24 protein-coding genes and 1 tRNA gene are annotated in these 21,753 nt (G+C 53.5%); 16 read left to right on the top strand and 9 right to left on the bottom strand.

Going from position 1 to position 21,753, the window contains the following annotated elements:
* Window positions 1-97: 97 nt before the first annotated feature.
* From AAER43_RS16230 to AAER43_RS16220, 3 genes are all read right to left on the bottom strand, one after another.
* A protein-coding gene (locus tag AAER43_RS16230; protein ID WP_087451024.1) for an IS3-like element ISSen4 family transposase occupies window positions 98-1,218 on the bottom strand; the annotation gives its coding sequence in 2 pieces (ribosomal slippage) (window positions 98-960 and window positions 960-1,218; 1,122 coding nt in all).
* A gap of 305 nt (window positions 1,219-1,523) precedes the next feature.
* Window positions 1,524-1,982, bottom strand: coding sequence for a hypothetical protein (locus tag AAER43_RS16225; protein WP_057057705.1), 459 nt, complete (start codon window positions 1,980-1,982; stop codon window positions 1,524-1,526).
* 15 nt (window positions 1,983-1,997) lie between these two features.
* Window positions 1,998-2,279, bottom strand: a complete 282-nt coding sequence (locus tag AAER43_RS16220; protein WP_069683639.1) for an Arc family DNA-binding protein — start codon at window positions 2,277-2,279, stop codon at window positions 1,998-2,000.
* A 115-nt stretch (window positions 2,280-2,394) separates the two neighbouring features.
* Between AAER43_RS16220 and AAER43_RS16215 the strand changes: the two genes are divergently transcribed.
* The 5 genes from AAER43_RS16215 (at window position 2,395) to AAER43_RS16195 (ending at window position 4,509) form a co-directional block, all read left to right on the top strand.
* Window positions 2,395-2,556 (top strand): Arc family DNA-binding protein, encoded by a 162-nt coding sequence (locus AAER43_RS16215; RefSeq protein ID WP_071978079.1) that lies wholly within the window; start codon window positions 2,395-2,397, stop codon window positions 2,554-2,556.
* A gap of 73 nt (window positions 2,557-2,629) precedes the next feature.
* Window positions 2,630-2,842, top strand: coding sequence for a hypothetical protein (locus tag AAER43_RS16210; protein WP_239695441.1), 213 nt, complete (start codon window positions 2,630-2,632; stop codon window positions 2,840-2,842).
* A 48-nt stretch (window positions 2,843-2,890) separates the two neighbouring features.
* Window positions 2,891-3,214, top strand: a complete 324-nt coding sequence (locus tag AAER43_RS16205; RefSeq protein WP_239695440.1) for a hypothetical protein — start codon at window positions 2,891-2,893, stop codon at window positions 3,212-3,214.
* A 60-nt stretch (window positions 3,215-3,274) separates the two neighbouring features.
* Window positions 3,275-4,000, top strand: coding sequence for a hypothetical protein (locus tag AAER43_RS16200; RefSeq protein ID WP_057057707.1), 726 nt, complete (start codon window positions 3,275-3,277; stop codon window positions 3,998-4,000).
* Window positions 4,001-4,122: 122 nt separating this feature from the next.
* Window positions 4,123-4,509 (top strand): S24 family peptidase, encoded by a 387-nt coding sequence (locus AAER43_RS16195; protein ID WP_057057708.1) that lies wholly within the window; start codon window positions 4,123-4,125, stop codon window positions 4,507-4,509.
* Here AAER43_RS16195 and AAER43_RS16190 read toward each other — a convergent pair whose 3' ends face one another.
* The 3 genes from AAER43_RS16190 to AAER43_RS16180 form a co-directional block, all read right to left on the bottom strand.
* Window positions 4,510-5,667 (bottom strand): tyrosine-type recombinase/integrase, encoded by a 1,158-nt coding sequence (locus tag AAER43_RS16190; RefSeq protein WP_057057709.1) that lies wholly within the window; start codon window positions 5,665-5,667, stop codon window positions 4,510-4,512.
* A 162-nt stretch (window positions 5,668-5,829) separates the two neighbouring features.
* Window positions 5,830-5,901, bottom strand: a tRNA-Arg gene (locus tag AAER43_RS16185).
* A gap of 75 nt (window positions 5,902-5,976) precedes the next feature.
* On the bottom strand, window positions 5,977-6,906 hold the full coding sequence (locus tag AAER43_RS16180) for a formate/nitrite transporter family protein (protein WP_050862939.1): 930 nt from the start codon (window positions 6,904-6,906) through the stop codon (window positions 5,977-5,979).
* Between the two features lie 315 nt (window positions 6,907-7,221).
* On the opposite strand from AAER43_RS16180, the gene mlaA reads away from it, so the two are divergent.
* The gene (gene mlaA, locus AAER43_RS16175; RefSeq protein WP_023338584.1) at window positions 7,222-7,974 is read left to right on the top strand and encodes a phospholipid-binding lipoprotein MlaA; all 753 of its coding nucleotides are present in this window, start codon (window positions 7,222-7,224) and stop codon (window positions 7,972-7,974) included.
* A gap of 44 nt (window positions 7,975-8,018) precedes the next feature.
* Here mlaA and fadL read toward each other — a convergent pair whose 3' ends face one another.
* Complete coding sequence (gene fadL, locus AAER43_RS16170; protein WP_014884687.1) at window positions 8,019-9,302, bottom strand: long-chain fatty acid transporter FadL; 1,284 nt, start codon at window positions 9,300-9,302, stop codon at window positions 8,019-8,021.
* A gap of 372 nt (window positions 9,303-9,674) precedes the next feature.
* On the opposite strand from fadL, the gene AAER43_RS16165 reads away from it, so the two are divergent.
* The 4 genes from AAER43_RS16165 to sixA all read left to right on the top strand — a co-directional run bounded on the left by AAER43_RS16165 (window position 9,675) and on the right by sixA (window position 14,357).
* Window positions 9,675-9,959 carry a YfcZ/YiiS family protein gene (locus AAER43_RS16165; protein WP_014884686.1) on the top strand — a complete coding sequence of 95 codons (285 nt, stop codon included), beginning with the start codon at window positions 9,675-9,677 and terminating at the stop codon, window positions 9,957-9,959.
* Window positions 9,960-10,204: 245 nt separating this feature from the next.
* A complete protein-coding gene (gene fadI, locus AAER43_RS16160; protein ID WP_032635967.1) occupies window positions 10,205-11,515 on the top strand; it encodes an acetyl-CoA C-acyltransferase FadI in 1,311 nt (436 codons plus the stop codon).
* Window positions 11,515-13,662, top strand: a complete 2,148-nt coding sequence (fadJ, locus tag AAER43_RS16155; protein ID WP_057057710.1) for a fatty acid oxidation complex subunit alpha FadJ — start codon at window positions 11,515-11,517, stop codon at window positions 13,660-13,662. The genes fadI and fadJ overlap by 1 nt, the downstream gene beginning before the upstream one ends.
* Window positions 13,663-13,871: 209 nt before the next feature.
* Window positions 13,872-14,357: a phosphohistidine phosphatase SixA gene (gene sixA / locus AAER43_RS16150; protein ID WP_014884683.1), complete on the top strand. Its 486-nt coding sequence runs from the start codon at window positions 13,872-13,874 to the stop codon at window positions 14,355-14,357.
* Between the two features lie 47 nt (window positions 14,358-14,404).
* Here the strand turns inward: sixA and smrB are convergent, their stop codons facing one another.
* Window positions 14,405-14,956: an endonuclease SmrB gene (gene smrB, locus AAER43_RS16145; RefSeq protein WP_014884682.1), complete on the bottom strand. Its 552-nt coding sequence runs from the start codon at window positions 14,954-14,956 to the stop codon at window positions 14,405-14,407.
* Window positions 14,957-15,101: 145 nt separating this feature from the next.
* Between smrB and prmB the strand changes: the two genes are divergently transcribed.
* Genes prmB through AAER43_RS16115 form a run of 6 tightly spaced genes read left to right on the top strand, consistent with a single transcriptional unit; the run spans window position 15,102 to window position 19,650 of the window.
* Complete coding sequence (gene prmB, locus AAER43_RS16140) at window positions 15,102-16,034, top strand: 50S ribosomal protein L3 N(5)-glutamine methyltransferase (protein ID WP_014884681.1); 933 nt, start codon at window positions 15,102-15,104, stop codon at window positions 16,032-16,034.
* 60 nt (window positions 16,035-16,094) lie between these two features.
* The gene (gene aroC / locus AAER43_RS16135) at window positions 16,095-17,180 is read left to right on the top strand and encodes a chorismate synthase (RefSeq protein ID WP_014884680.1); all 1,086 of its coding nucleotides are present in this window, start codon (window positions 16,095-16,097) and stop codon (window positions 17,178-17,180) included.
* A gap of 2 nt (window positions 17,181-17,182) precedes the next feature.
* Window positions 17,183-18,007 (top strand): penicillin-insensitive murein endopeptidase, encoded by an 825-nt coding sequence (gene mepA / locus AAER43_RS16130; protein ID WP_014884679.1) that lies wholly within the window; start codon window positions 17,183-17,185, stop codon window positions 18,005-18,007.
* Window positions 18,007-18,816, top strand: coding sequence for a sulfite exporter TauE/SafE family protein (locus AAER43_RS16125; protein WP_050862936.1), 810 nt, complete (start codon window positions 18,007-18,009; stop codon window positions 18,814-18,816). Before mepA ends, AAER43_RS16125 begins: the two co-directional genes overlap by 1 nt.
* Window positions 18,816-19,361, top strand: a complete 546-nt coding sequence (locus AAER43_RS16120; RefSeq protein ID WP_014884677.1) for an elongation factor P hydroxylase — start codon at window positions 18,816-18,818, stop codon at window positions 19,359-19,361. Before AAER43_RS16125 ends, AAER43_RS16120 begins: the two co-directional genes overlap by 1 nt.
* Before the next feature lie 13 nt (window positions 19,362-19,374).
* A complete protein-coding gene (locus AAER43_RS16115) occupies window positions 19,375-19,650 on the top strand; it encodes a YfcL family protein (protein WP_014884676.1) in 276 nt (91 codons plus the stop codon).
* A gap of 97 nt (window positions 19,651-19,747) precedes the next feature.
* Here AAER43_RS16115 and mnmC read toward each other — a convergent pair whose 3' ends face one another.
* Window positions 19,748-21,745, bottom strand: a complete 1,998-nt coding sequence (mnmC, locus tag AAER43_RS16110) for a bifunctional tRNA (5-methylaminomethyl-2-thiouridine)(34)-methyltransferase MnmD/FAD-dependent 5-carboxymethylaminomethyl-2-thiouridine(34) oxidoreductase MnmC (protein WP_050862935.1) — start codon at window positions 21,743-21,745, stop codon at window positions 19,748-19,750.
* Window positions 21,746-21,753 lie beyond the last annotated feature (8 nt).

Raw genomic sequence — 21,753 nt, 5'->3', positions numbered from 1 at the left:
AAGATAGATAACAAAACCACTGATAACGAAGAAAATATCCACCCCACCCGAGAAACTAGTAGAGACAGTGACCTGCCCCCACGATTAGATACAACACTCAGTTAGTAACGTCGGAATCTTCATTCTCAGAATGACCCTTTCTCCAGCCCGCTGCAAATTCAGACGGTGTCTGATAATTCAGCGTGGAGTGCGGGCGGCATTCGTTATAATCCTGCCGCCAGTCATTAATAATTTTCCTGGCATGAACGATATCGCTGAACCAGTGCTCATTCAAACATTCATCGCGAAATCGTCCGTTAAAGCTCTCAATAAATCCGTTCTGCGTTGGCTTGCCCGGCTGGATTAAGCGCAACTCAACACCATGCTCAAAGGCCCATTGATCCAGTGCACGGCAAGTGAACTCCGGCCCCTGGTCAGTTCTTATCGTCGCCGGATAGCCTCGAAACAGTGCAATGCTGTCCAGAATACGCGTGACCTGAACGCCTGAAATCCCAAAGGCAACAGTGACCGTCAGGCATTCCTTTGTGAAATCATCGACGCAGGTAAGACACTTGATCCTGCGACCGGTGGAAAGTGCGTCCATGACGAAATCCATCGACCAGGTCAGATTGGGCGCCGCCGGACGGAGCAGCGGCAGACGTTCTGTTGCCAGCCCTTTACGACGTCTTCTGCGTTTTACGCCCAGGCCACTGAGGTGATAAAGCCGGTACACGCGCTTATGATTAACATGAAGCCCTTCACGGCGCAGCAACTGCCAAATACGACGGTAGCCAAAACGCCTGCGCTCCAGTGCCAGCTCAGTGATGCGCCCTGATAAATGCGCATCAGCAGCCGGACGGTGAGCCTCATAGCGGCAAGTCGACAGGGATAAACCTGTAAGCCTGCAGGCACGACGTTGCGACAGACCGGTCGCATCACACATCAACATCACGGCTTCCCGCTTCTGGTCTGTCGTCAGTACTTTCGCCCCAGAGCCACCTGAAGCGCCTCTTTATCCAGCATGGCTTCGGCAAGCAGCTTCTTGAGTCTGGCGTTCTCTTCCTCAAGCGACTTCAGGCGCTTAACTTCAGGCACCTCCATACCGCCATACTTCTTACGCCAGGTGTAAAACGTGGCATCGGAAATGGCATGCTTGCGGCAGAGTTCACGGGCGGGTACCCCAGCTTCGGCTTCGCGGAGAATACTGATGATCTGTTCGTCGGAAAAACGCTTCTTCATGGGGATGTCCTCATGTGGCTTATGAAGACATTACTAACATCGGGGTGTACTAATCAACGGGGAGCAGGTCAACAGCATTGTGTAACCAATCAGGTAAGTAACCTCTGTTAATCAGCATAGTTCTATAAACATGGTGCAACAGAACCATAAGAGCGGCAATTCCGCGAAGATACTGGACTGACCTTATCATTTTGAATCTATTCTCCCTTTATTGGGTCACAAATGGTAATACAAATCGCAGTTAAATTCATAGCATATCCTCCTGCTGCTGATATTATCTACGTCTATATTCTATTTGGATATAACTAGAGCGGTAGCTGAGGCTTAACCATGCACCCGCAACCAACTAGCTGACCTGCATGTATCCTTTTAAATAGGCTGATTCTGGCTCCTTTCATAAGTGGAAAGGGTTTTCCATTCAGCCGCGAGTGGCTTTGATGCTTACACAAATAACTCTCATATACCCATACGCCATGAGTTATGCCCACCCCTAACAGCCTCACTCTCTCAATCTTATTCCTCGCAAGATTCCAAAGTACCCTAGATAAGACCCCAGACATAGGCATACTCATCCCGGTAATTTCTGCTATTTTAGCTGTGGAGGAGTGTAGATCTGCTCCGCATTTAACTACATCGCTGTAAATTCCCTTCCTTTTTTTTACTTCCGATATGCATGCTTTTATGACTTTAAGCTCTGATTTAGAAGGTTTTTCTGAGAGCATCTGACGGATGATTAGCTCTTCTTCCTTGGTTATGGTCGGCATAGACAGCTCTCGATTTTACTTTTTTTCTGGGTAGTTCTGGCTAACGACTTGGTCGAGTATTGCGATTTTTTGGCTCATTTCTGACATCCACCTTTGTATTTTTTCTGGCGATCTTATCTCTTCGTCTGATAGCGGCCGCATGAAATCAATCTTAGGTGGGTTCACATGCTCCTCAAGAATGTGAACGATTTCAGAGTTTAATGACCTCCCATTCTTTTTGGCCAAAGACTGTAGTTTATCTTTAAGCTCTGCGGGCATCCTTACGCCATATGGCGCTATGTCTCTTACTTTCATCATTAAAATCCTGTGAAGTTATTTATCTACACAATGTAATCACAATGACGTTGACAATCTATGCTCACGATGTATGATTTGTGTAGTGGTTACACGATGAAGAGAAGGTGAGGCAAAAATGGAAAAGGTAAGAGATATTGCACCAACAGGCATTAGGTTCCCTGATCATCTCAAGGAGTTGTTGAGGGTGGTAGCAAGGGAGGAGGGTCGTTCACTTAACAATGAAGTCATCAAGCGCATCGAAAGGAGCCTGAAGGAAGATGGGTTTATCAAAGCTTGAAAATAGCGAAGCCCGTAAGTGCGCGAACACAAACCGGGCTTCTATGTCAGTAACCGTATGCAAGGAAACCAACATGAATATTGTATCCAAATCAGAGTTCAACTTCAAAGGTGTTCAGCTTTCTCCAATAAATGATATGGGCAGCGTTTGGTTTACTTCGGCTGATTTAGCCGCTGCTTTGAAATACAAAAGCACCAAATCGATAACCAACCTCTTTAACCAAAACAATGATGAGTTCTCCAATGGAATGACTCAGGTCATTGAATCAGTGACCTCAGGAAACTAGCGGAAAAAGGTGCGTGTTTTCTCACTTCGTGGCGCTCACCTAATCGCAATGTTCGCACGTACCGAGGTTGCCAAAGAGTTTCGCCGCTGGGTACTGGATATCCTTGATCGCGAAGTTTCTATTAACACCCCCGTAATTGATGAGCCATCGATTCGCGAACGGCATGCTTACAACGTTAACGCACTAGCTAACCACTATGCAGTTATGTATGAGGCATGGAAAAATCAAATTTACCCTGCATTGCGCGCAATAGAATCACCACTCGCCGGTCGTCTTTGCGATCGATTCAAGGACGGTGCCATTTTTATGATGTATGTACAGAAGGGGGCAGATAAACAACTTGAAAAAGGCGAAGTAGCGAGGATTTGCTAAAAGAAAAACCGCCAGTTACCGCTGGCGGCCTACATCAACTACCCAATAAGGTATATATCAATGCTTACTAATAATTTAACAGTGCATGGTTCAGTTGTCACGGAAAAAACCATTGACTCTCAGTCTCTGTTGCTGATGGTAAATCAGGCACGCAAGAAATGTGATGAACCACCAGTACGTAACAACAAACTTATTGAGAAAATTGAGGATGAACTTGAGGGGGAGACCTACACAAAAAGTGTAGGTCGAAAAAATGGCGCTGATATCGACATCATTGAGATGACTATCAAGCAAGCCCTGCGCGTGGCCGCCCGTGAATCGAAAGCGGTTCGTCGATCCTTGGTAGACAAACTGGAAAGCATGCAAGAAGCTCATATCAAAGGCGGAAAATCCGCAAGTGGCCTTGTTGAGTTTCGTCAGGCCCGCACCCTGAAGATGACGGTTGAGGCTGTTACTAACCTCTTTGACCTAATGCCAAATCTTGCACCAGAGGCTAAACAGTGCGCGGCAGCCAGCATCATCAATCCAATCGTTGGGTTCAATGTCATTCCGTTGCCGGTTATTGAGCAGCACCATTACACGGCAGCAGAAGCAGGAGAAATCATTGGTGTTAGTGCTAACAAAATTGGGCGCACAGCCAACAAACACGGGCTGAAAAATGAAGAGTTTGGCAAGTTCTTCATCGATAAATCAAAGCACTCAGACAAACAGGTTGAGGCATTCCGCTATAACCAGGCGGGGATTGATGCTCTTCGCCATCTTATTCATGGCGCACAGGCAGCATAAAAATAATCTCCAGCACAGCAAACACATAGCCCACTCCGGTGGGCTTTTTGTTGTCGGCTTATTGATCGACACCGCCGATCAGTAATACTGTATTAATATACAGTAACTATCGGAGGTGAGTTATGGGATTCCCGTCGCCAGCGCAAGACTACGTAGAAGAGCGCATTTCGCTCGACAAGCGCATAATAGCCAGACCAGCGGCTACGTACTTTATCCGAGCCGGCGCGACCCATTATCGCGAGGGCATCATGAACGGTGCTTTGCTGGTAGTCGATGCGTCACTAAATCCGTGCGATGGCTCATTGCTGATTTGCAGAATGGATGGTGAGTTTAAGGTGAAGAAATACAGGTCGCATCCTCGTCCTCATCTGCTGAATCTGGAGAACGGGATGGTGGAGGCTATACCGGATGAGGAAAGCTGCGATTCGTCGCGTCCGATATTCGGGGTGATCACGTACATCATCAACGATGCGCGGGCCGGTGAATTTGATGACTGCCCGGTGATGTGATTACTCGGCTGTTCCGTCGATATAGTCAGCCCACCACTGCATCATCTCACGGCGCTTATCCAGATACTGAGCGTGGTTGTATATTCCACGGATGGAGCCACTGTTAGCGTGTGCCAGTTGCTTCTCGATGGCATCTGCAGGCCACTCATGCTCATTCATGATTGTACTGAACTGGTGTCTGAAGCCGTGACCACTGGCTAGACCCTCATAACCAATCTGGCGGATCACCAGCAGCACTGCGTTCTCGCTGATTGGCTTCGTCTTGTCATTGCGTCCAGCGAACACGAAATTAGATACCGGCTCAGTGATAGGCCGGATGCTCTCCAGAAGAACTGCGACCTGAGATGACATCGGGACGATATGAACCCGGCGGCCTTTCATCACTTCTTCGGCGATCGTAATCGTCCTGGTTTCAAAGTCGACGTTCGACCATTGCATAGACCGGAGTTCTTTGGTCCTCAGTACCGTGTACTGCAAAACCTGCGTTGCAATCTTCGATACGATGCTTCCTGAGAATCCAGAGAGGGCTTTATTGAATGCTGGTATCTGGTCAGCAGGAAGGAAAGGGTAGTTCTTCTTGCGGTATCCTTTCATTGCATCAGCCAGATCTGGCGCGGGGTTATATTTAGCCCTGCCGGTTACAATGGCGTACCTGAACACTTCTCCGCAGCGCCTCCTTGCCTTATTAGCCCTTTCCATTGCCCCGCGTTCTTCGAACCGGCGGATCACATCCAGTATCTGCATCGGCTCAATATCCTGAATCTCCATACCACCAATCATCGGCAGAATGTCATCGCGGAACATGCGAGACAGCTCATCTCCGTATCCTGCTGACCACACCTGTTTTTTATGCTCGTACCATTCCTGATAAATAGCGCCAAACGAGTTGTCTTTGGTTGAGAGCTTCTTCGCCTTTACCGGGTCGACTCCTGTCGATACATCCTTTCTGGCGATCCATGCCTTATCTCTCGCTTCCTGCAATGACATAAACGGATACTTTCCTACCGTTAATACCTTCTCCTTTCCATCAATCTTGTAGCGCAGCTGCCACACCTTCTTTCCCGATACCGGGACATAAAGGTACAGCCCATTACTGTCGAGCAGCCGGTACGGTTTATCTTTCGGCTTTGCCGCGTCGATCTGCTTGATGGTTAGCATGGGTAAAATTCCGGTGGGTAAAATATTTACTCGTTTTTTACCCGTCAAAGTATGCGGCTGTCAACGGTCTGATGCGAACTATGGCGAACGGGTAATTTATTGGATGCTTGCTGTGTAAGGGATTTTGCGAACTATTGCGGAGGGTGGCGAACTGTAGAAAAGTGTCCCCTGCAGGAATCGAACCTGCAACTAGCCCTTAGGAGGGGCTCGTTATATCCATTTAACTAAGGGGACGAGGCGGCACGAGTATAGCGTTATTTACACTTTGCGTTAAGCGCATCGCCGCCTGACTGCTCAAAGAGTCACCATTCAGCCCGTTTTTTTTGACGAATTGCCCTCATTCTCCTGCGCCTTTAGCTCAGCTTTGCGTTTGTTAGACATGTCGTTACGGATTTGTGCATGGCTTAACAGCGCGAAGATAAACGTTCCGCCGCAGATATTCCCGGCCAGAGTCGGAAGGGCGAACGGCCAGAAAAAATCAGTCCAGTGAAGCGTACCATTAAAGACCAGATAAAGTATTTCAACGGTACCGACCACAATATGCGTGGTGTCCGCCAGGGCAATCAGCCAGGTCATCAGTATGATCACCACAATTTTGGCGCTGCCTGCGGAAGGAAACATCCACACCATCGTGGCGATAATCCAGCCGGAGATGATGGCGTTTGCAAACATTTCGGCCGGCGTGTTTTTCATCACGTCCATGCCAATTTTCACAAACGCATCCCGGGTAGGTTCATCAAAGATCGGCATATATTCAAACGCCCAGGCGGCGATACCCGTGCCGATAATGTTACCCAGCAGGACCACGCCCCACAAACGCAACAATAAACCGAAATTGCCGAGGGTAGGATTTTGCATCACTGGCAGAACGGCAGTCACCGTGTTTTCAGTAAACAGCTGCTGGCGGGCCATGATGACAATAATAAAGCCGAAGGTATAGCCGAGGTTCTCCAGTAAAAAACCGCCGGGGACACCCTCAAGTTGAACATGAAATATCCCTTTTGCGAGCAGTGACGCGCCCATTGACAGTCCCGCAGCGATGGCTGACCAGAAGAGGGCCATGGCATCGCGCTCCATCTCCTTTTCGCCATCCTGGCGTATATGTTCGTGAATTGCCATCGCGCGGGAGGGGAGGCGATCTTCATCAACTTCTATCTTCTCGCCGCGCGCTTTCTCCTCGCTCTCAATTTCAATATCCTCTTTGCTCTCTGCAATTTTGTCTTCACCCACTTCTTTCATAACGGCTCCCGGAGGTTGATCTTTCTTTTAAGCGTAGCGGCTTTTATCAGGATGCCTGTGGGGATGCTCTTAAATTGGCGGCAATGACAACAAAGGTGAGACATCTCTTTCAAAGGCATTATAAAATTGCCAGCGAAACGAATTCCAAAAGCCAGGCTATGCTGAGATCAGAGCCACGGTGTTTATTGCCCGTGCTTGTGCTCGTAGACATCGGTAAACGTGCTGTTACAATCACTTGCACGTTTACAGACGGAGCGCCAGATGCTTCGTTACGGATGGCAATCAACGATAGCCATACTGAACAGGGAGATATTTATGAAACTTCGCCTGTCGGCGCTTGCGCTGGGCATGACGATGCTTGTGGGCTGCGCCAGCTCCGGGGAGCAAACGGGACGCTCCGATCCTCTCGAAGGATTTAACCGCTCCATGTATAGCTTCAACTACAACGTGCTGGATCCGTATGTGGTTCGGCCGGTGGCAGTGGCATGGCGCGATTATGTTCCACAGCCTGCGCGTAACGGGCTAAGCAATTTTACCAGCAACCTCGAAGAGCCCGCGGTTATGGTGAACTACTTCCTGCAGGGCGACCCGTATCAGGGGATGGTGCACTTTACTCGCTTCTTCCTGAACTCCCTGCTGGGGATGGGCGGCTTTATTGATGTCGCTGGCATGGCAAACCCGAAACTGCAGCGTGAACAACCGCACCGCTTCGGCAGCACCCTGGGGCATTATGGCGTAGGTTATGGTCCGTATGTCCACCTGCCGTTCTATGGCAGCTTCACCGTGCGTGATGATGGTGGCGATATGGTCGATACGCTGTATCCGGTCCTGTCGTGGCTGACCTGGCCGCTGTCGATTGGTAAATGGACGGTGGAAGGGATTGAAACCCGTGCGCAACTGCTCGACTCAGACGGTCTGCTGCGCCAGTCTTCCGATCCTTACATTATGGTGCGCGAAGCATACTTCCAGAATCACGATTTTATTGCCAACGGTGGCAAGCTGAAGCCGGAGGAGAATCCAAACGCGAAGGCTATCGAAAACGAACTCAAAGATATCGATTCGGAATAAATAAAAAAGGTGAGCGATGCTCACCTTTTTTGATTCTGGTGCGGTTAGAACGCGTAGTTAAAGTTCGTACCGAACAGCCAGGCTTTACCTTCAGAGGTAAACTCGTACGGACCTTCCTGGAACGTCACTTTCTGACCGTGCATATAAGATACGCCCGCATCGATGGACGCATTCTCGTTGAACGCATATGTCGCACCAGCACTTAACCAGAAGCGGTCCTGATCCGGAATGGAAATGGAACGTTTGTCTGCCGGAACCGGGCTGTCGTCAAATGCGATACCGGAGCGGAACGTCCAGTTTTTATCGTAGTAGTAGGTGGTACCCAACGCAATACGATAGGCGTCGTGGAAGCTTTCATCCTTATAGAACAGCGTTTGACCATTGTTGCCGGTTGCTTTCAGCTCCTGGAACTGGCTCCAGCTGGTGTAGGCCAGGCTATAGTGAATAGCCCATTGTGGTGCCACGCGGTTGTAACCGGAGACTTCCCACATTTCTGGTAAATGCAGCGACAGTGAACCTGGAACTGTCTGGTTTGAAGTACCCCATGGAATGGTGGTACCCGCGCCTGGAACCAGGTTGTTGACTGGCGCCAGGATGCCGCTCTTGTAATCGCCGTCGAAGTCAATTTTCACTTCGGAACGATAGGTCAGGCCCCAACGGTTGTTTTTGTCCAGCTCATACAGGATACCGGCGTTCCAGCCATAGCCCCACTCATCACCTTTCAGGCTGGCAATTTTATTGCTGTTTTTCGGCAGGCTGGCGGTCTGCTCGCCGGAGTAACGCTCAATTTTTGCATCAGCGTAGACGGCATCAAAGCCCAGACCAAAGCTCCAGCTGTCGTTCAGACGATAAGCACCGCTCAGGTTCAGGTTCAGCGTCGTAAGATCGGTTTTACCGCCGTATTCACCTGCCGGATAGTTGTTATTGAATTCAGTTGCAAGGCCGTAGTTGGACGTGACGGACGCCCCCCAGCCAAATTGCTCATTAATAGGTGCAACGAAGTGCAGGTTGGGTACCCATGCGGTCGGGGCAATATTGTCCGCTTTCAGGCTCGCACCTGTGTAAGGCGACTTGCCAGAAATGTTGACATCAGGATCGATATATACCGCACCCGCAGAGAAGGTCGGGCGATCGAACATCATGATCAGTGCAGGGTTACGGCTGGCGTTACCTGCATCATCAGCAATTGCACCTTCCCCAGAATACGCGCGGCCAAGGCCAGAGGAAGAAAATTCGTTTAACTGAAAGCCCGCTGACCAGGCGGAAGTGGAGACGATTGCCACTGCGACTGCCAGCGCAGTCTTGTTGAACAGGGTTTTCTGGCTCATGACCATAACCTCATTGAGTTATTTTTATTCAATAATTGTTACATACCGTAACAGGAGCGCGAAGTGTAGGGTCTGAGGTTTGACAGACAAATCAGACCAGTGGCCAGAGTATAGGTCTGACCAGCTGGGATGTTGCAAGTTTGTTTATTAATATTTTCAAACATGTTTCATGAAACGAGATCTGGTTGGCAAAAATGTGACCATCGCGACTCAGTCAAAAGGGTGGTTTTTGTTTTAGATCATTTTTTAGTGTGATATTGGTCACTTATCCGATTTTGCGCCATTAACGGCTGGAGAGAGCCTGCGCCGGGGCGTAAAATAGCAGCATCGTGTTTATCTCGCGCGCTGCGCGAATACAGAGGAAATTGAGCTATGAGTAAATGCAGTGCTGATGAAACCCCGGTTTGCTGCTGTATGGATGTTGGCACCATCATGGACAACTCCGATTGCACAGCGTCTTACAGCCGTGTGTTCACCAACCGCGCTGAAGCGGAAGAAACCCTGTCCGCGCTGAGCAAGCGTGCGCGTGATGTTGAATCCGATCCGTGCGAAATCAAATCTACCTTCACCGAGGTGGACGGCGGCGTGAAGCTGGATATTGACTTCGTGTTTGCCTGCGAAGCAGAAACGCTGATTTTCCAGCTGGGCCTGCGTTAATCTTTTTTGCCCGGCGGCGCTTCGCTTGCACGGGCCTACGATCGTGTAGGCCGGGTAAGGCAACGCCGCCACCCGGCAACAAACCGCACAAATGCCTCTGCCCTGCAGGGGCATTTTCTTTTTCTTCTCTGTGTCTTACCTCGCACTTTTTCGTTTCCCCAATTGGCTGAATGTAAAAAAATGGTTAAGACTATTATCAGGTCAGACCACTTAACGTTTGCGTCAATTTTTTACAGGGGAGTGTTATGAGTCAGGCATTACCGCTTATTACCCGTCAGGGCGATCGCATTGCCATTGTCAGTGGTTTGCGTACGCCGTTTGCGCGTCAGGCAACGGCGTTTCATGGCATACCGGCTGTCGATCTGGGGAAAATGGTGGTGGGGGAGATGCTGGCTCGCAGCGAAATTCCGCCTGAGGTCATTGAACAGCTGGTTTTCGGCCAGGTGGTTCAGATGCCTGAAGCTCCCAATATTGCGCGAGAAATTGTCCTCGGCACCGGGATGAGCGTTCATACGGATGCCTATAGTGTCAGTCGCGCCTGTGCGACCAGTTTCCAGGCGGTGGCTAACGTGGCGGAAAGCCTCATGGCGGGCACCATTCGCGCCGGGATCGCCGGAGGCGCCGATTCCTCTTCGGTACTGCCTATTGGCGTCAGTAAAAAGCTGGCCCGTATTCTGGTGGATGCAAACAAAGCCCGCACGACCGGTCAGAAGCTCAAACTCTTCTCGCGTTTACGTCTGCGCGACCTGATGCCTGTACCCCCTGCTGTCGCAGAATATTCTACCGGCCTGCGCATGGGCGATACCGCGGAACAGATGGCGAAAACCTACGGCATTACCCGTGAGCAGCAGGACGCGCTGGCGCATCGTTCACATCAGCTGGCGGCGAAAGCCTGGTCAGAGGGCAAGCTCACCGACGAGGTGATGACCGCCTATACGCCTCCTTATCGGGAACCACTGGTTGAAGACAACAATATCCGCGGTACCTCGACGCTGGCGGATTACGCCAAACTGCGTCCGGCGTTCGACCGTAAACATGGCACCGTGACTGCGGCCAACAGTACACCGTTGACGGATGGGGCAGCCGCCGTGATCCTGATGACCGAATCCCGCGCGAAAGAGCTGGGCATCACCCCTCTGGGCTATTTGCGCAGCTATGCCTTCACCGCCATTGATGTCTGGCAGGACATGTTGTTAGGTCCAGCCTGGTCCACGCCGCTGGCGCTGGATCGCGCAGGGCTGACGCTGGCTGATTTAACCCTGATTGATATGCACGAAGCCTTCGCCGCACAAACCCTGGCAAACGTACAGCTGCTGGCAAGCGAGCGTTTTGCACGTGATGTGCTGGGGCGCGCCCATGCCACTGGTGAAGTGGATCAAAGCAAATTCAACGTGCTGGGTGGTTCGATTGCCTATGGTCATCCGTTTGCGGCGACAGGGGCGAGGATGATTACTCAGACATTACACGAGCTACGTCGCCGCGGTGGCGGGTTTGGCCTGGTGACCGCCTGTGCGGCGGGTGGCCTGGGTGCTGCAATGGTTCTGGAGGCTGAATAATGGAAATGACATCTGCATTTAACCTGACGGTTCGCCTCGATAACGTCGCCGTGATCGCCATTGATGTGCCTGACGAAAAAATGAATACCCTGAAGGCGGAGTTTGGCACTCAGGTTCGCGCAATGCTCAGGCAGATCCGCGAAAACAAGGCCATTCGCGGTCTGGTGTTTATCTCGGCCAAGCCGGATAACTTTATTGCCGGGGCCGACATTAACATGATCGCCCGGGCGCAAAGCGCGCAGGAAGCGGAAGATCTTGCGCGTCAGGGGCAGCAGGTGATGGCCGAGATCAACGCGCTGCCGATCCCGGTGATTGCCGCGATCCACGGTGCTTGTTTGGGTGGTGGACTGGAGCTGGCGCTGGCCTGCCACAGCCGCATTTGTACTGACGATGCGAAAACCGTTCTGGGCCTGCCGGAAGTGCAATTAGGTCTCCTGCCTGGTTCTGGTGGCACGCAGCGTCTGCCGCGCCTGGTAGGGGTTAGCACCGCGCTGGAAATGATTCTCACCGGCAAGCAGCTGCGCGCCCGTCAGGCGCTGAAAGCCGGTCTGGTTGACGATGTCGTTCCCCACGCGATTTTACTGGAAGCTGCTGTAGAACTGGCGCTGAAAGGTCGCCAGCCAAAACGTCCTCTTCCGGTGCGAGAGCGTGTGCTGGCGGGTCCTCTGGGAAGGACGATCCTGTTCAACATGGTGGGCAAAAAGACCGAACAAAAAACCAAAGGCAACTACCCGGCGGCGAAACGGATTCTGGAGGTGATTGAAACCGGGTTATCTCAGGGAAGCAGTAGCGGCTATGCCGCTGAAGCCAAAGCCTTTGGCGAGCTGGCGATGACGCCGCAGTCACGGGCGCTGCGCAGCATCTTCTTCGCCAGCACAGAGGTGAAAAAAGATCCGGGCAGCGAGGCTGAGCCTGCTCCGCTGCGTGCAATTGGCGTGCTCGGGGGTGGGCTGATGGGCGGCGGCATTTCTTTCGTTACCGCAAGTAAAGGGAAACTGCCGGTACGCATCAAAGACATTAACCCTAAGGGAATCAACCACGCGCTGCAGTACAGCTGGCAGAACCTTGATCAAAAGGTCAAGCGCCGCCATATCAAGGCAAGCGAGCGTGATAAAACCCTGGCGATGATTTCCGGCACGACGGACTACAGCGGTTTTGCGCACCGTGATCTGGTGATTGAAGCCGTATTTGAAGATCTGGCGCTCAAGCAGCAGATGGTGGCGGACGTTGAACAGCATTGCGCGCCGCATACCATTTTTGCCTCAAATACGTCGTCATTACCCATCGGCGATATCGCAGCGAAAGCCGCGCGTCCTGAGCAGGTGATTGGTCTGCACTTTTTCAGCCCGGTAGAAAAAATGCCGCTGGTGGAGGTGATCCCTCACGCTACAACCAGCCCGCAAACCATCGCTACCGTGGTGAAGCTGGCGAAAAAACAGGGCAAAACCCCCATCGTGGTTGCGGACAAAGCCGGCTTCTACGTCAACCGTATTCTGGCGCCGTACATCAACGAAGCGATGCGGCTGCTGACGGAAGGGGAGAAGATTGATCACGTCGATGAGGCACTGGTAAAGTTTGGCTTCCCCGTTGGTCCTATCCAACTTTTGGATGAGGTGGGAATAGACACCGGCACTAAAATTATACCTGTACTGGAAGCCGCTTATGGCGATCGTTTTGCGCCGCCTGCAAATATTGTTTCTGCAATTTTGAAGGACGATCGCAAAGGCAGAAAAAATGAACGCGGTTTCTATCTTTACGGCGCGAAAGGGCGTAAAAGCAAGAAACAGGTCGACCCTTCTGTTTATGGGCTTATCCCGACCTCAGGTCAGGGGAGACTCTCCGCCGTTCAGTGTGCTGAACGTTGTGTGATGATGATGCTCAATGAAGCGGCACGCTGCTTTGGTGAGCAGGTGATCAAGAGCGCACGGGATGGCGACATCGGCGCCGTATTTGGTATTGGTTTCCCGCCGTTCCTTGGCGGCCCGTTCCGTTACATGGATACACTCGGCGCGGGTGAAGTGGTGGCTATTTTGCAACGTCTGGCAACGCAATATGGCCCGCGGTTTACACCGTGTGACGAATTATTGCAGATGGCGGAACGGGGCCAGACATTTTGGCCTGCAAGGGAAACTGTCCTCGTAAGCTGAGGTCAAAGAAGGGTAAATCCCGACGTGAATGAACCTGTTCTGGCGATTTTGTAAACAGAGATTGACTATACTTACGCCATTGAGGTAAAAAACAGCGTTTCATTCACCGAATGGATCAGGCACAATGCCCGGCCATCGGGTTTTCTACCTCAGAGCATTTATCGCGGGTAGTCAACGCCGGTGATTCTGGTTAACAAAAGCGGTGCAATATGCAAGTTTTTATCATGCGTCACGGCGACGCGGCACTCGATGCCGCCAGTGACTCAGTACGTCCTTTAACAGTCTGTGGTTGCGACGAATCTCGTCTGATGGCAACCTGGCTTAAAGGCCAAAAAGTGGATATCGAACGCGTTCTGGTGAGTCCGTTCCTGCGTGCAGAACAGACGCTGGACGTGGTAGGGGAGTGTATGAACCTGCCATCCAGTGTCGATGTTCTTCCTGAACTGACGCCATGCGGTGATGTCGGCCTTGTCAGCGCCTACCTTCAGGCACTGTGCAATGAAGGTGTCGCTTCCGCACTGGTCATTTCCCACCTGCCACTGGTTGGCTATCTGGTTTCTGAGTTGTGCCCGGGCGAAACGCCGCCAATGTTCACCACATCCGCCATTGCCAACGTCACCCTCGACGAAACCGGCAAAGGGGTCTTTAACTGGCAAATGAGTCCGTGCAACCTGAAGATGGCAAAAGCTATCTGACGTGACGTGCGACAGGGCGGGGTGCAAATGTGCTTCCCGCCATGCTGTCAGGGCAACTCAGGCGGTTGCCACTCCTCAACTTCTATCAACACCAGCAATGCGGCATCTCCGCCGTACTCTTTGGGTGCCTGATGAAACGCCATCACATGTGGATGCTGAGCCAGCCACAGCGGCGTTTGCTGCTTAAGTATATGTTTCCCATGGCCGTGCATCACGCAGGCGCAAAACACGTGTTCGCGGCGACAGGCGGCGATCAGTGCCCCCAGCTCCTGTTTCGCCTGCATCTGCGTTAACCCGTGCAGATCGAGAAACAGCTCCGGTGAATAATCTCCGCGACGTAATTTTTTCAGTTCAAAGTGGCTGACGTCCTCGCGCACGTATTTCACCGCGCCCTGCGTATTCAGCAGCGGTTGAAACTCATCTGAAAAATAGTGGCTGTTATCCGCCTGCTCCTGCAGCAGTCGTTTGACCGGAACGTCGCTGATTTTTTTACGCTGCGGGCGATGGACAATGGTGTCCTGCGTGATTTTACGCGTCCCGGTCATCAGCTGGCGGAAGAGAGCCTGATCCTCCTCGCTGAGCGATGTTTTCTTTTTCATTCGTCATTCTCATCTCGTATTTCCGATAGTGTACCCGACTAAACGCATTTTTTAACCTCAAGCGCGACGCGTCATTGCTGATTTATCGCCGTCTTCATGGCAAACTAGCCGCCGAAAATTATGCGAGCATGCCCTGGAGGAAAGAGTGGATAAAATATTTGTCGATGAAGCAGTAAACGAGCTGCATACCATACAGGACATGTTGCGCTGGTCGGTTAGCCGCTTCAGCGCCGCCAACATCTGGTACGGTCATGGTACCGATAACCCGTGGGATGAGGCCGTTCAGCTGGTGCTGCCGTCTCTTTATCTGCCGCTGGATATTCCGGAAGACATGCGCACCGCGCGCCTGACCTCCAGTGAAAAACACCGCATTGTTGAACGGGTGATCCGCCGCGTCAACGAACGCATTCCGGTCGCCTACCTGACCAACAAAGCCTGGTTCTGCGGCCACGAATTCTATGTTGATGAGCGCGTGCTGGTGCCGCGTTCACCGATTGGTGAGCTGATCAACAACCACTTTGAAGGCCTGATCCACCATCAGCCGCAGCACATTCTGGATATGTGCACCGGCAGCGGCTGCATCGCGATTGCCTGCGCCTATGCCTTCCCGGAAGCGGAAGTGGACGCCGTCGATATCTCTACCGACGCGCTGGCGGTCACCGAGCACAACATTGAAGAGCACGGCCTGATCCATCACGTTACGCCAATCCGCTCGGATCTGTTCCGCGACCTGCCGACGCTGCAGTACGACCTGATCGTCACTAACCCGCCGTACGTCGACGCGGAAGACATGTCCGATCTGCCAAATGAATACCGTCATGAGCCGGAGCTGGGTCTGGCGTCAGGCACTGACGGCCTGAAGCTGACTCGTCGCATTCTGGCCTGCGCGCCGGATTACCTGACCGACGACGGTGTTCTGATTTGTGAAGTGGGCAACAGCATGGTACATCTGATAGAGCAGTACCCGGATGTGCCGTTCACCTGGCTTGAGTTCGATAACGGCGGTGACGGCGTCTTTATGCTGACCAAAGCGCAGCTACTCGACGCGCGCGAATACTTCAGTATCTATAAAGATTAATCCAGCGGGCTTCGGCCCGTTTCACAACGCTCAAACACAAACAACAACATCGGAGCCGTGATGGCAGGAAACAGTATTGGACAGATATTCCGCGTGACCACTTTCGGCGAGTCGCACGGGCTGGCTTTAGGTTGTATCGTTGACGGCGTACCGCCCGGCATCGAACTGACTGAAGCTGATTTGCAGCACGACCTTGACCGCCGTCGTCCGGGCACCTCTCGCTACACCACGCAGCGTCGCGAGCCGGATCAGGTCAAAATTCTCTCTGGCGTTTTTGAAGGCCGCACCACCGGGACCAGCATTGGTCTGCTGATCGAAAACACCGACCAGCGTTCTCAGGACTACGGCGCTATTAAAGACGTATTCCGTCCGGGCCACGCTGACTATACCTACGAGCAAAAGTACGGTTTCCGCGACTATCGCGGCGGCGGACGCTCTTCCGCGCGTGAAACCGCGATGCGCGTGGCGGCGGGTGCCATTGCCAAAAAATACCTGCAGCAGAAATTTGGCATCGTCATTCGCGGCTGTCTGACCCAGATGGGCGATATTCCTCTGGCCATTAAAGACTGGGACCAGGTTGAGCAAAACCCGTTCTTCTGCGCCGATGCCGACAAGCTGGATGCGCTGGACGAGCTGATGCGTGGCCTGAAAAAAGAGGGTGACTCCATTGGGGCGAAGGTCACCGTGGTGGCCGACGGCGTGCCGCCAGGCTGGGGCGAGCCGGTGTTTGACCGTCTCGACGCTGACATTGCGCACGCGCTGATGAGCATCAACGCGGTGAAGGGCGTAGAGATTGGCGACGGGTTTGACGTGGTTCAGCTTCGCGGCAGCCAGAACCGCGACGAAATCACGAAAGCGGGCTTCCAGAGCAACCATGCGGGTGGCATCCTCGGCGGGATCAGCAGCGGGCAGCAGATTGTTGCGAATATTGCCCTGAAGCCAACCTCCAGCATTACCGTGCCGGGCCACACGATTAACCGCTCTGGCGAAGAAGTTGAGATGATCACCAAAGGACGTCACGATCCTTGCGTGGGGATCCGTGCGGTGCCGATCGCAGAAGCGATGCTGGCGATCGTGCTGATGGATCACTTCCTGCGCCAGCGCGCGCAGAATGCGGATGTGACGACCACCATTCCACGCTGGTAACCATGAAAAAAACCGCAATTGCTCTGCTGGCGCTGCTCGCCAGTGGAGCCAGTCTGGCCGCCACGCCGTGGCAAAAGATCACCCATCCGGTGGCGGGCAGCGCGCAGTCTATCGGCGCCTTTTCGAACGGCTGTATCGTCGGCGCGCAGGCACTTCCGCTGCAATCGGATACTTATCAGGTGATGCGTACCGACCAGCGCCGTTACTTCGGTCACCCTGACCTGGTGCTGTTTATTCAGCGACTGGGAAACCAGGTACATAACCTGGGGCTGGGGACGATGCTGATTGGCGATATGGGCATGCCTGCGGGCGGGCGCTTTAACGGCGGGCACGCCAGCCACCAGACCGGACTGGATGTCGATATCTTCCTGCAGCTACCGAAAACACGCTGGACGTCCGCGCAACTGCTGAAACCGCAGGCGCTGGATCTGGTGGCGAGTGACGGTAAGCGCGTGGTGCCCTCCCTGTGGACGCGGGATGTATCCAGCATGATCAAGCTGGCAGCAGAAGATAACGACGTCACGCGGATCTTTGTGAATCCGGCCATCAAACAACAGCTCTGCCTGGATGCCGGAACTGACCGCGACTGGCTGCGCAAAGTGCGCCCGTGGTTCCAGCATCGTGCGCACATGCACGTTCGTTTGCGTTGCCCGGCAAACAGCCTGGAATGTGAAGATCAGCCGTTACCTCCGCCAGGCGATGGCTGCGGTGCGGAGCTGCAGAGCTGGTTTGAACCGGCAAAACCTGGAACCTCTAAGCCTGAGAAGAAGACACCGCCTCCGTTGCCGCCTTCCTGCCAGGCGCTACTGGATGAGCATGTACTTTAATGGATAATTTCGTCGATCTGTTTATGGTGTCCCCGCTGCTGCTGGTGGTGCTGTTTTTTGTTGCCATGTTAGCCGGGTTTATTGATGCGCTTGCTGGCGGCGGCGGGTTGTTAACGGTACCCGCACTGCTGGCGGCGGGCATGAGCCCCGCTCAGGCACTGGCCACCAACAAACTTCAGGCCTGCGGCGGCTCGCTTTCAGCATCACTCTATTTTATCCGCCGCAAGGTGGTGAGCCTCGCCGATCAGAAGCTCAATATTTTGATGACCTTTATCGGCTCGACGTCGGGCGCGCTGCTGGTGCAGCACGTACAGTCCGATATTTTGCGCCAGATCCTGCCGATTCTGGTTATCTGCATCGGTCTCTACTTCCTGCTGATGCCAAAGCTCGGTGAAGAAGACCGTCAGCGTCGCTTGCATGGCTTGCCGTTTGCCCTGATAGCCGGGGGCTGCGTCGGTTTTTACGACGGCTTCTTTGGCCCGGGCGCAGGCTCGTTTTACGCGCTGGCGTTTGTGACGCTGGCCGGGTTTAACCTCGCTAAATCTACCGCCCATGCCAAAGTGCTTAATGCGACCTCTAACCTTGGTGGCCTGTTGCTGTTTATCATTGGCGGCAAGGTCATCTGGGCAACCGGTTTTGTCATGATGGCAGGGCAGTTCCTGGGCGCGCGCGCGGGCTCGCGCCTGGTATTAAGCAAAGGACAGAAGCTGATTCGCCCGATGATCGTCATCGTTTCGGCGGTCATGAGCACAAAGCTTCTTTATGACAGCCATGGACAGGAGATCCTCCACTGGTTGGGGATGAACTAATGAACAGTACGCATAACTACGAACAGCTGATTGAGATTTTTAACGGCTGCTTTGCTGATGATTTTAATACCCGTCTGATTAAAGGCGATGACGAACCGATCTATCTTCCTGCTGATGCCGAAGTGCCGTACAACCGGATCGTCTTTGCGCACGGCTTTTACGCCAGCGCGCTGCATGAAATTTCGCACTGGTGCATTGCGGGGAAAGCGCGTCGCGAGCTGGTGGACTTTGGCTACTGGTACTGTCCGGACGGACGCGACGCCGCAACCCAGGGCCAGTTTGAAGATGTGGAAGTGAAACCGCAGGCGCTGGAATGGCTATTCTGTGTCGCGGCGGGTTTCCCGTTCAACGTCAGCTGTGACAACCTCGAAGGCGACTTCGAGCCAGACCGTATCGTCTTCCAGCGCCGCGTGCATGCACAGGTGATGGAATATCTTGAGAAAGGCATCCCGGAACGTCCGGCCCGCCTGATCGAGGCTTTACAGAATTATTACCACACGCCGGTGATCACGGCGGAATGCTTCCCCTGGCCGGAAGATCTTTAACTGAGGAAAAAAGATGATCGCAGAATTTGAATCACGCATTCTGGCGTTAATTGATGACATGGTGGAACACGCCAGTGATGATGAGCTGTTCGCCAGCGGTTATCTGCGTGGTCACCTGACGCTGGCTGTTGCCGAGCTGGAGGCAGGAGACGATCATTCTGCCGAAGCAGTGCATGATGAAGTCACCCGCAGCCTGGAAAAGGCGATTCAGGCGGGTGAACTGTCCCCGCGCGACCAGTCTCTGGTGCTGGGCATGTGGGACACGTTGTTCCAGCAGGCTAAACGCTAAGTCATCGTATTTCGCCCGGTGGCGCTGCGCTTACCGGGCCTACGAATATCCCCTCTCCCTGTGGGAGAGGGTTAGGGTGAGGGCACCCGTCCGCACCCTACTTAACCTTCTTCCCCTTCAGCAGTTTTCGCACCCACAATCGATTCGGGTTCAGCCCCGCAAGCGTTGTTCTGTCCAGCGGTAGCGGCTCGTTGCTCATTTGTGCGGCTAAGGCTTCAGCCAGTAGCGGTGCAGAACACAATCCACGCGAACCCAACCCACCCAGCATAAACAGTTCGGGATAAACCGGTGCAGCTACCGCCGTTTCCTGGTGGTTTGCAAGGTCGTGATAGGCTTCAAGCGTTGCCTCATAGTCCGGCACATTCCCCATCATCGGGAGATGATCGCGAGTTGCGCAGCGCACGCCACAGCGCGCCGCACCTTCGCTGACGTCAACCTCTTTCGCCCACGCTGCATCCGGGAAGCAGTCAATCAGGCGCTGGCGGTTTTGCTGTTGATCCGCCTCGCTGTAGCGCATATCCGCTTCGCCACGATGATAGCTCGCCCCGATGCAGTGATGACCATTAGACGGATTTTGTGGCGTCAGATAGCCGTCATAGCACAGCACCTGACGCAGTTTGCCCAGTTCGGACGTAGTAGGGATATGACTCACCTGGCCGCCGACCGGATAAACCGGTACGGATTCTGTCTGGATAAACTGGTTGATGCTATGTCCGTTTGCCAGCACAACGCTGGCATGGCTTGCCTCTTTGCCATCAGCAAAACGCAAATTCCAGCGTTCTGTTCGGGACAGCGATTCAACCTTGTGGGCATAGTAGACCGTCAGCCCGCGTGACTGCGCAAGGTCAATCGCCGCAGCGGTCAGTTCAGCCGGGCACAGCCAGCCGCCGAGCGGATACTGAATGCCCTCGCAGCCGGTTTCAACGCCGGTGGTGTTGGCGGCCTCTTGCGCGCTTACCGCCCGCGCAATGTCTTCCGGCAATCCCAGGGACAGCATCTGCGCGATTTTTTGCTGACTTCTCTCATCCCAGCCGAGCTGCGTCACGCCGCACCATTCATGATCGAACGTCACCGGCAGGGCATCATACAGGCGCCGGGCAAAGGTAAAGGCCGCCGGGAAAAACTGGAACAGTGCCGGATCGTGCGCGCTTAAAAGGGGATAGAGCGCCCCCTGGCGGTTGCCGGAGGCCCCACCTGCTGGCGCATCGTCAGCACAATAAAGCGTCACCTGCCAGCCACGTTGGATAAGCGCAAGAGACAGCAGTGCGCTGGCGATCCCTCCGCCTGCTATCGCCACTTCCCGTGACGCGCTGGCGCTGCGCGCAAACCAGGATGCACTGGCGGGGATGTCCAGCGTCTGCTCCATCCTGCCGACCAGCATGTCGCGCTTGCGGCCAAAACCTTTGGTTTTCTGCATGGTAAAGCCCGCTTCCTGCAAGCCGCGGCGAACAAAGCCTGCTGAGGTGAAGGTGGCGAGCGTTGCGCCCGGACGCGCCAGTCGCGCCATCGCGTTAAACAGATGCTGGCTCCACATATCCGGGTTTTTGGCAGGCGCAAAACCGTCCAGGAACCACGCGTCCACCGTCTGATTCATCGCATCATCAAGCTTATCGGTAAGATCGTTGATGTCGCCCAGCCACAAATCCAGCGTCACGCGTCCGCCGTCCAGAATCAGACGGTGGCAGCCCCCAATGTGAGGCGGCCACTGTGCCTGAAGCTGTTCAGCCCAGGTGGCAAGCTCCGGCCAGCGTTGATGGGCCAGGCGTAGATCGTGCGCGGTGAGCGGGAATTTTTCGAAACTGATGAAATGTAATCTTTGTAGCGTAGCCTCAGGGTGGGCAGCGTGAAACTGGTCAAACGCCTGCCAGAGGGTCAGAAAATTGAGCCCGGTGCCGAATCCGCTTTCCGCGACCACAAACAGGCTCCGCGGATGCTCCGGGAAGCGGGTGCTGAGCTGGTTTCCGTCGAGGAAAACATAGCGAGTTTCTTCGAGTCCGTTATCATTAGAAAAATAGACGTCATCAAAATCTCGGGAAACAGGTGTACCCTCAGCGTTGAATTCGAGGTTGGCGGGTTGTATAGCGTTTTGTTTCACGTAAGTTA

It is taken from the genome of Enterobacter sp. FUJ80071, assembly GCF_038739915.1.
GTDB classification, from domain to species: domain Bacteria; phylum Pseudomonadota; class Gammaproteobacteria; order Enterobacterales; family Enterobacteriaceae; genus Enterobacter; species Enterobacter kobei.
Note: the sequence above shows the minus strand (reverse complement) of the source record. Positions and strands in the feature narration are given on the sequence as shown.

Coding starts and splice junctions, on each gene's coding strand:
- AAER43_RS16225 (WP_057057705.1), bottom strand. CDS start 1,982: ATGCCGACCATAACCAAGGAAGAAGAGCTAATCATCCGTCAGATGCTC.
- AAER43_RS16220 (WP_069683639.1), bottom strand. CDS start 2,279: ATGATGAAAGTAAGAGACATAGCGCCATATGGCGTAAGGATGCCCGCA.
- AAER43_RS16215 (WP_071978079.1), top strand. CDS start 2,395: ATGGAAAAGGTAAGAGATATTGCACCAACAGGCATTAGGTTCCCTGAT.
- AAER43_RS16210 (WP_239695441.1), top strand. CDS start 2,630: ATGAATATTGTATCCAAATCAGAGTTCAACTTCAAAGGTGTTCAGCTT.
- AAER43_RS16205 (WP_239695440.1), top strand. CDS start 2,891: ATGTTCGCACGTACCGAGGTTGCCAAAGAGTTTCGCCGCTGGGTACTG.
- AAER43_RS16200 (WP_057057707.1), top strand. CDS start 3,275: ATGCTTACTAATAATTTAACAGTGCATGGTTCAGTTGTCACGGAAAAA.
- AAER43_RS16195 (WP_057057708.1), top strand. CDS start 4,123: ATGGGATTCCCGTCGCCAGCGCAAGACTACGTAGAAGAGCGCATTTCG.
- AAER43_RS16190 (WP_057057709.1), bottom strand. CDS start 5,667: ATGCTAACCATCAAGCAGATCGACGCGGCAAAGCCGAAAGATAAACCG.
- AAER43_RS16180 (WP_050862939.1), bottom strand. CDS start 6,906: ATGAAAGAAGTGGGTGAAGACAAAATTGCAGAGAGCAAAGAGGATATT.
- mlaA (WP_023338584.1), top strand. CDS start 7,222: ATGAAACTTCGCCTGTCGGCGCTTGCGCTGGGCATGACGATGCTTGTG.
- fadL (WP_014884687.1), bottom strand. CDS start 9,302: ATGAGCCAGAAAACCCTGTTCAACAAGACTGCGCTGGCAGTCGCAGTG.
- AAER43_RS16165 (WP_014884686.1), top strand. CDS start 9,675: ATGAGTAAATGCAGTGCTGATGAAACCCCGGTTTGCTGCTGTATGGAT.
- fadI (WP_032635967.1), top strand. CDS start 10,205: ATGAGTCAGGCATTACCGCTTATTACCCGTCAGGGCGATCGCATTGCC.
- fadJ (WP_057057710.1), top strand. CDS start 11,515: ATGGAAATGACATCTGCATTTAACCTGACGGTTCGCCTCGATAACGTC.
- sixA (WP_014884683.1), top strand. CDS start 13,872: ATGCAAGTTTTTATCATGCGTCACGGCGACGCGGCACTCGATGCCGCC.
- smrB (WP_014884682.1), bottom strand. CDS start 14,956: ATGAAAAAGAAAACATCGCTCAGCGAGGAGGATCAGGCTCTCTTCCGC.
- aroC (WP_014884680.1), top strand. CDS start 16,095: ATGGCAGGAAACAGTATTGGACAGATATTCCGCGTGACCACTTTCGGC.
- mepA (WP_014884679.1), top strand. CDS start 17,183: ATGAAAAAAACCGCAATTGCTCTGCTGGCGCTGCTCGCCAGTGGAGCC.
- AAER43_RS16125 (WP_050862936.1), top strand. CDS start 18,007: ATGGATAATTTCGTCGATCTGTTTATGGTGTCCCCGCTGCTGCTGGTG.
- AAER43_RS16120 (WP_014884677.1), top strand. CDS start 18,816: ATGAACAGTACGCATAACTACGAACAGCTGATTGAGATTTTTAACGGC.
- AAER43_RS16115 (WP_014884676.1), top strand. CDS start 19,375: ATGATCGCAGAATTTGAATCACGCATTCTGGCGTTAATTGATGACATG.